Raw genomic sequence first — 13,324 nt, 5'->3', positions numbered from 1 at the left:
CGGCGCTACATCCCGAACCAGGGGCCCGGGTCGATCACGTCGGCGCCGCGACGCAGCTCGAAGTAGAGCTTCGCGCCGTCCGGCCCGCTCGCGACCGTGCCCACCCGCGCCCCGCCCGGGAGTTGATCGCCGGCGCGCACGTCCACGGCGCCGAGGCTCGCGTACACCGAGTAGTGCCGCTCGCCGTGATCGACGATCACGGTGAGCCCGTAGTCCGCGTAGGTGTCGGCGAAGGCCACCCGCCCCGCGGCCACGCTGCGGACCGGCGCGCCGTCCAGCGCGGTGAGCTCGACGCCGGGCCCGCCGGCGCCGCGGCGCGACACCTTGCGCACCTCCGCGCGGCCGGCGATCGGGAAGGGGAGCCGACCCAGGAGCGAGCGGAAGCCGGCGCGGCGATCGAGCTCGGCGGGCCCGGTGTCCGCGCCGTAGATCGCGAGGTAGTCGGGGCGCACGCTCGTCTCGAACGCGCGCCCGAACGCGGCGCGGCGCTCCTCCTCCTGGGCCAGCGCGACCCGCGCGCGGTTCATCGCCTCGCGGTGCACCTCGAGGGGCGCGCGCTCCGCGCCGAGGTGCGTGAGCCGATCCGCGAGCTCGGCGCTGCGCCGGGTCAGCTCGGCCTCGCGGGCGAGGTCACGCTCCAAGGCGAGCCGGGTGCGCTCCACGCGGGCGGCGTGGTCGACCAGCGCGTCGAACCCGCCGCCCACCGGGAGGAAGCCGGCGCGGATGTGGCGGTAGTATGCGCGGCCGCGCGCGACCATCCGGCGGCGGGTGAGATCGAGCGCGGGGCCGATGGAGTCGAGCTCCGCGCGCAGCGACTTCTCCTCGGCGTCGAGCTTCGCGAGCAGCCGGTCGAGATCGTTCTCCGCCAGCGCCGAGCTCGGGCGCGCCGCCGGCGCCGCGGCCCGCGTCCCCACGGAGGACGGGGGGGCCGCCGAGATCTCGGCGCCGCTGGTCGCCGCGCCGGTCAGGAGCGCCAGCGCGATCGGCGCGAGCCGGGCGCGGCGCCTCACACGGCCACCATCTTGCGCAGCGTGAGCACCGCGGTCGCGGCGCCGAGCGTGGCGCCGAGGGCGACCATCCCGAGCGCGACCGGCCAGGGCAGGAACGACGGCGAGACGCCGAGCAGGTTGGCGAGCTCGTGATCGAAGCGGCCCCGCACCATCATGAACAGCGCGCCCAGCATCAGCAGCGCGCCGGCCGCGCCGGCCGCGCCTTGCGTCGCGCCCTCGACGATGAACGGCCGACGCACGAAGCCGTCGGTCGCGCCGACGAGCTTCAGCACCTCGACCTCGATCTTCCGGCGGTGCAAGAGGAGGCGCATCGTCGAGCCGATGACGCTGACGACGGCGCAGAGGACGATCGCCGCGAGGCAGGTGCTCGCGGCCACGCCGCCGCCGAGGAGCGACGAGAGCCGCTCCGTCCAGCGCTGGTAGGTCTCCACCGTGTCCACGGCCGGCAGGGCGCGCAGCTTCACGGTCATCGACGCGAGCGCCTCGTCGGAGATCTCCTCGGTGAAGCCGACCTCGAGGGACGCGGGGAACGCGCTCAGGGGCAGCGCGGCGAGGGCCTTGTCGCCGTCGTCGTGCACCACCTCGCGGCGCGCCTCGGCGCTCGTCACGAGCCGGACCTTCTTGACCCCCTCCGTGCGCTCGAGCGCGCGGGTGAGCTCCGCGGTCTCCGCCTCGGTCGCGCTGTCGAGCAGGTAGATCGTGGCGCGGCCCGCGCGCGACCAGCGATCGCGCACGGCCATGAGGTTCGTGACCACGAGGAGGGCCGACGCGAGGCAGACGAATGCAACCGCGAGCGAGAAGATCGACAGCGCCTGCAGGCGCCAGTCGCTCCTCCCGGCCCGCCAGGTGCGAAGCCATCTCCGCCCATCGTCACGCTCGCTGGTCTGCATCCCGTTCCCTTTATCCCCGTCGCATGAGGCGGAGCGCTCGGCGCTACGCAGCGCCGCGCACGCCGCTGTCCATCTCGTCCTCGTCGTCGCCGCCGCCGACGAGCTCGCCGCCGGACCCGAGGCCGTGCGGCACGTCCGTCGCCTTCCCGTCGTCGAGCACCACGACGCGCCGCGGGCGCACGTCGAGCAGCGTTCGGTCGTGCGTCGCGAACAGGACCGTCGTGCCGATCTCGTGGATGTCCTCGAACAGCCCGAGCAGATCGATCGCGAGCTGCGGGTCGAGGTTGCCCGTGGGCTCGTCCGCGAGGATCAGCGCCGGCTCCCCGACGATCGCCCGCGCGATCGCGACGCGCTGCTGCTCGCCGCCGCTCAGCACCTGCGCCCGGTCACCGCCGCGTCCCGACAGACCGACACGCTCGAGCGCCTCGCCTACCCGGGTCCGGAGCAGGCGCGACGGGAGGCCGAGCACCTCGAGCGCGATCGCCACGTTGTCGAAGACCGTCCAGCTCGGGACCAGCTTGAAATCCTGGAACACGAAGCCGATATTGCGCCGGAGCGCGGGGATCGACGCGTCGGTCAGGCGCGCGATGTCCCGGCCGAGGAACAGGATCCGGCCGTCGTCGACGCGCTCGGTGCGGTGCACGAGCCGGAGGAGCGTGCTCTTGCCCGAGCCGCTCGGGCCGGTGATGAACACGAACTCGCCTCGCTCGATCGACAGCGACATCCCGCGGAGCACCGGCTGATCCGCGCGGTAGGACTTATATACGTCCTCGAAGACGAGGATTGGCCGTCGCGCGGCGGACGCGTCGTAGCGGTGACCGGGCCGGAGCGCCGGACGAAATGAGCCTTGCGGAGGGGGCGCCGCCATCGGACCCTTCACCTATCAGCCTGCTCGGACACGGAAAACTTTTCGGCCGACGCCCGGGCGAGCGTCCTCTCCGGGTCGTCTTTTTCGGCCTCCCGCTGGCCGCGCTGCTGCTCCACGGCGACGGCCACGAGATCGCCCTGGCCGCGATCAGCCGCGCCGACGCGGTGGGGCTCCGCCGCGCCCGACGGCTCTTCGGCGCGCGCCTCCTCTTGCGCCCCGACGTCGGGCGCCCCGAGCTCGGGTCGCGCGTCGAGGCGCTCGCGCCCGACCTCCTCGTCAGCTGGTTCTGGACCACGCGCCTGCCGATGTCGCTCGTGACGGCGGCGCGGCTCGGCGGCATCGGCGTGCACCCCTCGCTGCTCCCGCGTCATCGCGGGCCGGATCCGACCTTCTGGGCGATCGCCTCGGGCGACGCCGAGAGCGGCGTCACGGCGCACCGGATCGAGGCGGAGTACGACACCGGCGACATCCTGGAGCAGGAGAGGCTCCTCATCGATCCGGCGTGGACCGCGTGGCAGCTCGCCCGCGCCCTGGACCGGCCGAGCCTGCGCGTCCTGCGACGTACGGTCGCCCGGTTCGCGCGCGGCGAGGAGGTGGCTGGCGTCGCTCAGGATCCGGCGCTCGCGACGGAGGCGCCCGCGCCGGACGACGAGGCGTGCGCCATCTGCTGGACCTGGCCGACCGAGCGCGTGCTGCGGCACGTCCGCGCCCTCGCGCCGGCGCCGGGGGCGTGGACCGAAATCGAGGGCGTCTGCGTCATTGTGCTGCGGGCGGCGCCGGCGCCGAGGTTCCCCGAGGCGCTCGCGCCGGGCGAGGCGGTGGCTGAGGGCGGGGTGGTCCTCGTGCGGACCGGCGACACGGCCGTCGCGCTGCTGGAGGGGGAGATCGATGGCGAGCCGGCGTCGGCGGGCGAGCTCGCGGCGCTCGTTTCGTCGGGCGCGTCGGGGGCGCCGAGCGGGTGACCGCCGGCCGGGGCGCGCTCGGCAGGCGGCGTTGGCGCCGGCGGGGTCGCCTGGCCGGCGCGCGGGCCATCGAATCCTGAACCTACGCGCGCGCGACCGCGTAGGATGCGCCCCTCGGAGGATTCATGTCGGAACCCGCGCAGCTTGCGAAAAGCGCCCGCGAACTGCTTGCATCGGCGCTCAATGCGCTCCAGTCGAACGGGGGAGTGTCGCCGGAAATCGAGGCGCTCGCCGAGCCGATTGCGCAGGCGATGGGCATCATGCACCGCATCGAGCGCTCCGGGGGGCAGACCCTCGACGGCAGCGAGATCGCGCTCGCCCACGTGCGCGACGTCCTGAACCGTCTGCAGGGGATCACGGTGGCGGATCCGGTGATCGATGTGTTGATGGATCACGTCGCCTCCTCGCTGAGCAAGGTGCACGCGCTGAGCAGAGCGCAGGCCGCCGCAGCGCCGGCTCCGGTGGCCGCCCCTGCGTCCGTCGCGGTGGCCGCCCCTGCGCCCGTCGCGGTGGCACCGCCGCCCGTCGCGGTGGCCGCCCCTGCGCCCGTCGCGGTGGCCGCCCCTGCGCCCGTCGCGGTGGCCGCCCCTGCGCCCGTCGCGGTGGCCGCCCCTGCGCCCGTCGCGGTGGTGGCCGCTGCGCCCGTCGCGGTGGCCGCCCCTGCGCCCGTCGCGGTGGCCGCCCCCGCGCCCCTCCAGCAGACGCTGCCCTCGCCGCAGCCGTCACGGCATGTGCCGGCGCCCGCCCCGCCCGCTCACCCGGCCGCCTCCCGCCCGGCTGCGGACGCGCGCCGAGCACCGCCGCCCCAGGCCACGCAGCCGTCTGTCGACAACCGCACGCCCGCCGCCGTCGTCGACGTCGAGCTCGGCGCTTTGACCCCGTCGAATTTTTACAAGGGCCTCGCTGGCAACGATGTCATCGAGCACGGGGGCATCTTCGTTGCGACCTACAAGATCCCGCCGACCGGCTCCGTCGTGAGCCTGCGTGTCCGCCTGCCGGGCGACTACGAGTTCGCCGCGCTGGCGACGGTCCGGTGGACGCGCGAGGCCGGCGGTTCGAAGGACTCGGCCGAGCCGGGCTTCGGCGCCAGGATCACGCAGATCTCGGCGGAGGGCCGCCAGCTCGTCTCCCGGTTCACGCGCAACAGGGAGCCGCTCTTCTACGACGACCTCTGACGCCGCAACGTCGCCTCGATCTCTGGTGAATCGTTCTACCGCGCGCCCCGGCTCGCGAGCGAGCCGGTCGCTCCACCGCGTAGCCTCCGTCCTCTCCTCCGTCGCCCTCGCGGCGCTGCTGCTCCTCGCGCCGCGTCCTGCCCGGGCGACAGGCGACCCCGATCTCGCGTTCTGGACCTTCGAGACCGCGCACTTCCGCGTGCACCATCCGCAGGGTCTCGAGCCCATCGCGGCGCGCATCGCCTCGCTCGCCGAGACGATCTACGGACGCGTCGAGCACACGCTCGGCTACGCCCCGCAGGGCCGCACCGAGATCGTGATCACCGACGACTCGGAGAACGCGAACGGATCGGCCGGCACGCTCCCCTACAACGCGATCCACCTCCTCGTGTCGGGGCCCGAGGACATGTCGACGCTCGGCGACTACGACGACTGGTACCTCGACTTGCTCACGCACGAGTTCACGCACATCGCGCACATCGACAACACCTCCGGGATCCCCGCGATCCTGAACGCGATCGTGGGCAAGTCGTTCTCGCCGAACCAGGTGCAGCCGCGGTGGATCATCGAGGGGCTCGCCGTCGTGAGCGAGAGCAACCACACGAGCGGCGGCCGGATGCGCTCGACCACGTTCGACATGTACCTGCGCGCCGACGTGCTCGACGACAACATCGCGGGGCTCGATCAGATCTCGAGCTCCCCGTTCCGCTGGCCGCAGGGCACCCTCTGGTACCTCTACGGATCGAGGTTCCTGGGCTGGATCATCGACGTCTACGGGCCCAACACGATGCGCGCCGTCTCCGCCGACTACGGCGCGTCGCTCATCCCGTGGGGGATCAACCGCGCCGTCCGCCGCGTGACCGGCAAGACCTACGTCGAGCTCTACGAGGGCTGGAAGGACCACCTCCGCCGGCTCTACCGGGAGCAGCTGGCGGCCGTCGAGGCGCGCGGCCTCCGCGAAGGCACGCGGCTCACCCATCACGGCCGCACCGTCTATTACCCGCGGTTCGTTCCGCCCGTCGCGCGCCGGACCGCGGCGGACGAGATCGTCTACTTCCGCGACGACGGCCGCACCCGCCCCGGCATCTACCGCCTCTCGCTCGCCGCGCCCGCGCCCGGGGCCGAGCGCCAGGAGGCGCTTGTCGCGCGCACCAACGCGGCCTCGCGACCGGCGTTCACGCCGGCCGGCGACCTGATCTTCACGGCCCTCATGCCGTGGCGCAATCAGTACTATCGACACGACCTGGTCTTCCTCCCGCGCGGCGAAGAGGCGCCCGACGGCGACGAGCCCGCGCGGCGCCGGCTGACGCGCGGCCTCCGATCCTCGGCCCCCGACGTGAGCCCGACCGGAGATCTCGTCGCCTTCTCGCTCAACAGCAAGGGCACCCGCTACCTGGAGATCGCGCGGCTCTCCCGGGACGGCACGCTCTCGGAGCGGCGCGATCTCGTGCCGAGCGCACGCTTCGAGCAGGCCTACTCCCCGTCGTTCTCTCCCGACGGCAAGCGCCTCGCCTACAGCGTCTGGACCGCCGGCGGCTACCGCGACATCCGCGTGGTGGACGTCGCCACAGGCAGCTACCGCCAGGTGACGCGCGATCGCGCCACCGAGATGAGCCCGGTCTGGTCGCCCGACGGCGAGACGCTTTATTTCACCTCCGACCGCACCGGCATCCACAACGTCTACGCCTACGCGCTCTCGGCCGGCACGCTGCGGCAGGTCACCAACGTCAGACTCGGGGCCTTCCATCCGGCGATCAGCCCCGATGGAAAGACGCTTGTCTATGTCGGATATACCTCCCGCGGCCACGACCTCTTCGTCATGCCGCTCGACCCGGCGCGCTTCCTCCCGGCGCCGCCGCCCCCGACCGACCGCCCCGATCCCGCGACCGAGCCCTCGGCGGTGCGGCTCGATCGCTCCCCCTACAGCCCGTTTCCGACGCTCGCGCCGCGCGCGATCACGCTCGACTACGCGCCCGGGAGCTATGGATCGAACGCGCTGACCGTGAGCGTGACCGGCTCCGACATCGTCGGTCGCCACGGGGTCTTCGGCGAGCTCACCGTGCAGCCGGACGCGCCGGCCCCGACCGTCCTCTTCGGGTACACCTACGGGCGGTTGCCCATCGATCTCGGCGTCCGCGCGTACTACGCCATGTCGCCGCGCAGCGGCTACCGCATCAACGGCCGCAACGTCACCTACGACGAGCGATCGATCGGGATCGTCTCGGGCGTCAGCTACCCGATCCGCGGCGAGTTCTCGCGGCAGAACCTGAGCGCATCGTTCAGCAGCGTCGCCTTCAAGGGGCAGCTCCCCATCGGCAACAAGCTTGACCCGTACGCGCCCCGGACCGTCCTCCCGCCGCAGGGCACGCTGAACCTCGCGCACATCGGCTATGGGTTCTCGAACGCCGAGGGCTCGATCGACGCTGCCGGCGCGCGGCGCGGGCTCTCGCTCAACGCTGGCCTCGATTACGCCGGCCCGGAGACGGCCAGCAGCTATACGACCTACGCGTTCTCGACGGCCCTCAGCGCGTACGTCGCGATGCCCTGGTCCGGCGACCACACCCTCGCATTCCGCGTCGCCGGGGCGGTCTCCGGCGGCAACTTCTCTCGCGGCGCCACCTACGCGGTCGGCGGGTACGATCTCGAGAACCTCACGCTCGTCGACACCCTGCTCACCGGGGTCACGAATAGCTCGTTCACGCTCCGCGGCTATGCGCCGGGCGTGATGGCGGGTCGCTCGTACTTCTCGCAGACGTTCGAGTACCGCGTGCCCCTCCTGCAGCCCGATCGCGGCCTCTCGACGCTGCCGCTCTACCTGCGCCGCATCGACGCGAGCGTCTTCCTCGACCACGGCGGCGCATTCAACCGCTTCGAGACGGACGACATCGCGCTCTTCACGCAGAAGAGCCTGCTCTACTCGCCGCAGCTGCACACCTCGATCGGCGGCGAGGTGTGGCTGAGCCTGACGCTCGGGTACTTCCTCTCTTCGCAGCTGCGCTTCGGGTACGCGTACGGCCTGAGCCCGCTCGCGATCCCCGGCGGCCAGCTCTACTTCGTCGCGACGAACTCGTTCTGAGCGCCGCGCGCCGGCCGGAAACTTTGCCCGTGCCGACCCCTTCGCCCACGGTGCTCGGCCATGCGCCGCTTCCTCCTCGCCCTGAGCCTCGTCCACCTCGCCGGCTGCGGCATCGTCCCGAGCAGCTCCCAGCGCCTCACCGAGGCGGCGCTCGAGATGAACACGGCGGCCCGGTTCGGCCGCATGGATGTGGCGCTCGAGCGCGTCGGGTCGAAGGCGCGCCAGGACTTCATGAGCCGCCACGCGGACTGGGGCACGCGCCTCCGGGTCGTCGACGTGGAGTTCGGCGGCTTCGAGATGACCCAGCGCGACGAGGCCGAGGTCTACCTCGATGTCCTCTGGCTGCGGAACGACGAGGCCACGGTCCGCGCCACCCGGGTCGCGCAGCGCTGGCGCGACGAGCGAGGCCACTGGGAGCTGGTCGGCGAGGAGCGACGAAGCGGCGACACCGGGCTCCTCGGCGAGCCCCCGCCGCAGGAGAAGGCAGCCGGCGAGGCGACGAGCGCGAGCGACCCGGACCGGCAACCCGGCCTGAGCCTCCACACGCGTGTCATTCGTGATGAGTGAGCGCCGCCGCTGGACCGGGCGACTCTAGGCCGTGCGCTGGGACAGCGCGGCGCGGGCGGGACATCGGTGATCGCTCGGGCCGCTCCGCAGCGGCGGCCCCGCGTGTGGCCGGCGGACCGGCCATGCACCCGTCAGGAAGCCGGCGAAGGGCTCGCGGGAGCGGCGGCGCCCTTGGAGGCGCGGGGCTTCTTCGCCTTGCCGGCGACCTCGGTCGTGGCCCGCGACAGCTTGCTGCGCTTGGCGCGTTCCTTCTTGGCCGTCTGCGCCTTGCGGCGCTTCATCTTCATCGACTGGCGGCGATCGCGCTTGCCCATCTGCTTCAATCTCCTCACGGTCGGGGCGCGGGCGCGGCATCGTGACGACAGCTCGCCAGGCGAGCCCCATCCTGCACCGGTGGATGGCCTACCGCGGGGCCCCTCAAAGGGAGCGGGACTTTGCCCAAGCGCGAATGGAAGCGCAAGGGGCAATGCGCTCGGAAACGCAGTTCTTGCGCTAGACGAGTGTGCAGTAGGGCGCTCCGGCAGGCCGCCCGTTGGCAAGCCGTGGTTCGCAGGGCGCAGGGCTGCGGGCCGTTACATCAGGCGCGGGGTTCGCGCGGCTCCAGGCGCATCCGGCTGCGCTCAGCCGCCGACCGCGCCGTCCAGCGCGACCTCGCGGCCGCGCACCTCGAGGCGGTACCGGGAGTTCACGGTCTCTATGTAGAAGACTTCGCGCCCGGCGAGACGCAACACGCGCTTGACCGGCGTCGTCACGTATTCATGCATTCCGTCGGAGAACTCGATGACGATGACCGAGCCTTTCCGTGGTGCACGGACGAGCCGGCCAACGACTGCGCGCGATCCCCGGCCGAGCTTGCGGAGCACAACCTGCACAACAGAGATGCTAGCACGCAGATCTCGGCCGAGCACAAGCTGCACAAGCAGCAGCCCTCGCAACTAGGTCCCACCCTGGCCCAGGGTGTCCGGCTGCATCGGAGCGGCCCGGACCTTCGCACCGCGGACGGCGAGCAGGTGGTGGGGGGCCGGTCCTGGGCGGAAAAGTTCTATAAATCGATCGTCCTCGCGGGCGTACAACGGTCCTGCAAACCCTGCCAGCCGTCGAGCAGGCACATCGACCGCGCGTCATCATCGCCGGATCGCGCTCAGGGCGGAATTCTGGCGAACGATCTCAGCCTTGAGGCAGGGTCACGCAGCCCACGGCGTGGTTTGTCTGACATCCAGCCCGGTCGGGCCGCGCTGGCGGTCGCGTCGCCTCGGTCCGGGCGCTCCTCCCTGTGCTCGGCCGCTGCTGCGCCGCGTAGCGCGCCAGGTCGGGCCTGGCGCATCGCGGCTCAGCGGCTCGCCCAGGTGTCCGCGTCATCGCCGATGGGCGGTGGAGCTGGCCCGGTTGCTCGGATCGGTCACGCCGGGCGCGCCCTTGTCCGCGAAGTAGGTGCGGAGCATGTCGCACGCGACGTTTGTCGCTTTCACTCGCCATTTCGGGGCGTTGGCGACCATCACGGAGATCGCGACCTCCGGTTTGCGGCTCGGGGCGAAGCCGACAAACCAGGTGTAGAAGGGCCCCTCGGGCCCCGGCTTCGTGAGCGTCCCGGTCTTGCCGGCGACGCGGATATCCGGGAGGTAGGCGCGACCGTTGCGATCGTGGAACGAGCGGTAGCTCGTGCCGTTATCCACCGTCGCTTCCATCATCGCGGTGACCGCGCTCGCCGTGCTCTCGTCCATCACCCGCTTGAGCACCTGCCGCTCGCTCGCGCCCTGGTAGATCTCGCCGATTTCGTCCTTCACGCTCGACACGACGTGGAGCCGGATCATCTCGCCGCCGTTGGCGACGATGGTCGCCAGGTTCGCCCCCTGGAACGGCGACAGCGTCGTGTTCCAGAAGCCGGCCGCGGTGCGCGCGAAGCCGAGGTCGTCCTCCGGCAGCGAGATCGTGCTCGCCGCGATCTTGACGTCGAACGGCGTGTCCTGTCCCCATCCGAGCTTCGCGGCCACGGCGCCGAGCTTCTCGTGGTCGAGGTTCTTGGCGGCGAGCCGCGCGAACACCGTGTTGATGCTCCGGCCCATCGCCTGCGTGAGCGTCGCGCAGTACTTGTCGCGTCGCTTGTTGTCGATCATGTCGGCCGGCCGGATCGAGTGCTCGCCGCCCGAATAACACTGCTTCGTGCTCGGGCTCAGGCCGGCCTCCATGAGGGCGGTGCCGGTCACGACCTTGAAGATGCTCGCCGACGGCGCGGTGGCCTCGGCGGCGACGTCGTGCAGCGCGCCCTCGTGCACGTAGCTCGCCCAGACGAGCACCTTCCCGGTGCGGATATCGGTCATCACGACCGCGCCCTCCGGGACCTGGCCTGCCCGCAGGAAGCCGATCGCCGCGCGCTGGTACATCGGGTCGAGGGTCAGCTCCGCGACGCGGCCGGTGTGCGCCGGCGCCGTCGGCGGGCTCCTCCGGTCGTCGATGCGCGTGAGGTCAAGGTCCGTGAGCGGCGGCGGCGTCACGGTCCGTGTGATCTTCGGCGCGCCGGCGATCGTCTTCTTGGCGAGCAGCCCTCCGAGCTCTACGTCGTGCTCGCGCAGCATGGGGAGGGTCACGGCCACGAGCCCCACCGCTGCACCGACGGCGATCCACTGACGCATCTCGCGCATGGCCCGACGGGTACCCTGCTGCGGTGCCCTGGGCCAAAATTGAGGCGCCCCATCCGCCTGCCTGCGTCCCGCGGGCCGCGCGCCCAAGATGCCCTGGCGGCAAATTTCGTTTGAGGGCAAACGATCGAGGGCCGCGGCCGGAGCGCCGGCCGCGGCGGAGAGGGCGGCGCTGCGGGGCTAGAACGACAGGCCGAGCCGGGCGCCGAGCTCGTGCAGCGCGTGCGCGTCGGCCCGCTTCAAGGTGTTGCCCGGCACCCGGAGGAGGTTCTCGTCCGAGCCGCTGCCCGGCGTCAGGTAGGCGTTGTAATTCACGCTGAGCCGCACGTTCTTTGTATGCCAGTAGTTGGCGCCGAGGCCGAGCTGCATGACCTTGAGGTCGGTGCCCGGCCCGCCCTCGGCGCCCGGCGTGTTCTCGTCGTGCGTGCTGCCGTGGCGGGACGCGCCGTCGTACGTCGCATGGATCCCCGCGAGCAGCGCCGCGACCTCGAGCCCCGACCTCGGCTTCTCGGGCTCCTTCGCCAGATCGACCTTCGCGGGGCGCGGGCTGTACCCGGGGTCGCCGGTGACGAAAGCGTCGCCCACGGGCCATGCGGACAGCTGCACGTACCACGCGAGGCCGTTCACCTGGCCGAGCCGCTCGGTGTTGGTGAGCTGATAGCCCTCCACCGCCTCGCGGGTGTTGTTCGCGAGGTAATACGCCTCGGCCCGGAGCTCGACCCACTTGATGGGCAGCCGGAGCTCGCCGCCGATCGCGTTCTGCGCCCCCGACGGGATGACGTGGACCTGCCGCTGCAGCGAATCCCTGTAGCCGCCGCCCCAGAGCGTGTACCCCTGCCCCGTCCTGATGGGCGCGTAGTCGTAGCCCACGTAGCCCTGGTCGCGCTCCCCGTGCTGTGCGCTGACGCCGATCTGCGCCTTGGCGAGCAGCCCCTTCTTGTCGCCGGCGAACGGGCGGGCGAACACGCGGCCGATGAAATCGGGCGGCGCATCGACGCCCGGCCGGTTCTGGCCGTCGCCGGCGACCACGCCGATGCCGTAGGAGAACATCTTGTCGGCGACGTCGCCCCACGCCATCAACCCGATGCTCTTGCCCTCCGGGTGGGCGAAGCTGCGCATCGCGATGTTGCGCTCCATGAACGTGATGCTGTTGCTGCTCGTCTGGATCTCCATCCCGAAGGGGGAGTTGAACTGTCCGAACATGAAGTTCAGCGCCGGCATGACCGAGTAGTTGATCCAGACGTCGGCGAGCGAGGCGCTCGCGCTCGTGCTCTGGACCGCGGCGAAGCGCGCCGTCTCGGCCGTCGGCTCGGCGCCCGCCGGCGCGGCGGAGGTCTCGCTCCTGCCGTTGGCGTTCCCGAGCGGCTGGCCGGCGAAGTCGACGTCGAGCTTGAACGACCATCGTTTCAGGAATTCGCCGTCGAGCTCCAGCCGCGCACGACGGACGAAGAAGCGCGGCTGCAACGCGTTCCCGCCGTCGGCCGCCTTCACGTCCGAGACCCCGCTGCCGAAGCTGCTGGCGAAATCGAGGTGGATCCGCCCCTTCGGGTACAGCCGGAAGGTGTCGCTGGCGTCCCGCAGGAAGAAGCCGCCGTGCCAGCCGGCCAGCGGCTGCTGCTCCGTCACGACCGCGGCCTCGGCGGTCGGCGCGAACACCTGCGCCGGCGGCGGCGGCACCGCGGCGGCCGCTGCCGCTCCAGGAGGAGGCGGAGGCGGTAGCTGCGCTGCCGGTGGCGGCGCCGGATCCGGCGGCGGGGCGGTAGCGGGCGGCGGCGGCACCGCGTCGGCGGGCGGCACCGCGTCGGCGGGCGGCACCGCGCCGGCGGGCGGCACCGCGTCGGCGGGCGGCGCCGGCGCCGGTTGCGCTGGGCCCTGGGGCCCAGGCTGTGCTAGCGCCGAAAGGCCCGACAGCGTAACAGTCATGCCCAGCAGCGCCGATGTAGCTAACCTCATGCAGTTCTCCCTGTGCGCGGCTCGCCCGCGCGCCCGATACCACTCGTATTTCACCGCGAGATTATGACCAGGACGTTACGATTCCGTGTAGGTCACAGGGCGAGCGGGCAGGACAGTCGCGTGAGAGATGGGTGTAGTCAAGGGCCCGTTCATGGGAGGACGGCACGTACCGGCGGCGGAGCGCCGG

The 13,324-nt window shown here is 72.0% G+C and carries 11 protein-coding genes; 4 read left to right on the top strand and 7 right to left on the bottom strand.

Going from position 1 to position 13,324, the window contains the following annotated elements; all coding sequences use genetic code 11:
• Positions 1-5: 5 nt before the first annotated feature.
• Genes WMF28_RS39340 through WMF28_RS39330 form a run of 3 tightly spaced genes read right to left on the bottom strand, consistent with a single transcriptional unit; the run spans position 6 to position 2,768 of the window.
• Positions 6-1,010: a murein hydrolase activator EnvC family protein gene (locus WMF28_RS39340; protein WP_437598783.1), complete on the bottom strand. Its 1,005-nt coding sequence runs from the start codon at positions 1,008-1,010 to the stop codon at positions 6-8.
• Positions 1,007-1,900 carry a cell division protein FtsX gene (locus WMF28_RS39335; RefSeq protein WP_437598782.1) on the bottom strand — a complete coding sequence of 298 codons (894 nt, stop codon included), beginning with the start codon at positions 1,898-1,900 and terminating at the stop codon, positions 1,007-1,009. The genes WMF28_RS39340 and WMF28_RS39335 overlap by 4 nt, the downstream gene beginning before the upstream one ends.
• Before the next feature lie 43 nt (positions 1,901-1,943).
• Positions 1,944-2,768 carry a cell division ATP-binding protein FtsE gene (locus tag WMF28_RS39330; protein ID WP_437598781.1) on the bottom strand — a complete coding sequence of 275 codons (825 nt, stop codon included), beginning with the start codon at positions 2,766-2,768 and terminating at the stop codon, positions 1,944-1,946.
• Between WMF28_RS39330 and WMF28_RS39325 the strand changes: the two genes are divergently transcribed.
• The 4 genes from WMF28_RS39325 to WMF28_RS39310 all read left to right on the top strand — a co-directional run bounded on the left by WMF28_RS39325 (position 2,741) and on the right by WMF28_RS39310 (position 8,548).
• Positions 2,741-3,730, top strand: a complete 990-nt coding sequence (locus tag WMF28_RS39325) for a methionyl-tRNA formyltransferase (RefSeq protein WP_437598780.1) — start codon at positions 2,741-2,743, stop codon at positions 3,728-3,730. The two genes, WMF28_RS39330 and WMF28_RS39325, sit on opposite strands and share 28 nt — an antisense overlap.
• A gap of 206 nt (positions 3,731-3,936) precedes the next feature.
• A complete protein-coding gene (locus WMF28_RS39320; protein WP_437598778.1) occupies positions 3,937-4,905 on the top strand; it encodes a hypothetical protein in 969 nt (322 codons plus the stop codon).
• 25 nt (positions 4,906-4,930) lie between these two features.
• Positions 4,931-7,981 (top strand): BamA/TamA family outer membrane protein, encoded by a 3,051-nt coding sequence (locus WMF28_RS39315; protein ID WP_437598777.1) that lies wholly within the window; start codon positions 4,931-4,933, stop codon positions 7,979-7,981.
• A gap of 60 nt (positions 7,982-8,041) precedes the next feature.
• Entirely contained in the window at positions 8,042-8,548 is a 507-nt protein-coding gene (locus tag WMF28_RS39310; protein ID WP_437598776.1) for a hypothetical protein, read from the top strand.
• Between the two features lie 131 nt (positions 8,549-8,679).
• Here the strand turns inward: WMF28_RS39310 and WMF28_RS39305 are convergent, their stop codons facing one another.
• From WMF28_RS39305 to WMF28_RS39290, 4 genes are all read right to left on the bottom strand, one after another.
• The gene (locus tag WMF28_RS39305; protein ID WP_437598774.1) at positions 8,680-8,862 is read right to left on the bottom strand and encodes a hypothetical protein; all 183 of its coding nucleotides are present in this window, start codon (positions 8,860-8,862) and stop codon (positions 8,680-8,682) included.
• Between the two features lie 306 nt (positions 8,863-9,168).
• Positions 9,169-9,420, bottom strand: a complete 252-nt coding sequence (locus tag WMF28_RS39300; protein WP_129354294.1) for a hypothetical protein — start codon at positions 9,418-9,420, stop codon at positions 9,169-9,171.
• A gap of 483 nt (positions 9,421-9,903) precedes the next feature.
• A complete protein-coding gene (locus tag WMF28_RS39295; protein WP_437598773.1) occupies positions 9,904-11,187 on the bottom strand; it encodes a penicillin-binding transpeptidase domain-containing protein in 1,284 nt (427 codons plus the stop codon).
• A 177-nt stretch (positions 11,188-11,364) separates the two neighbouring features.
• The gene (locus WMF28_RS39290; protein ID WP_437598771.1) at positions 11,365-13,017 is read right to left on the bottom strand and encodes a porin; all 1,653 of its coding nucleotides are present in this window, start codon (positions 13,015-13,017) and stop codon (positions 11,365-11,367) included.
• Between the last annotated feature and the right edge of the window lie 307 nt (positions 13,018-13,324).

The sequence above is a fragment of the Sorangium sp. So ce590 genome (genome assembly GCF_051521365.1).
GTDB lineage: Bacteria > Myxococcota_A > Polyangia > Polyangiales > Polyangiaceae > Sorangium.
This window is presented reverse-complemented; position numbering and strand designations above follow the sequence as displayed.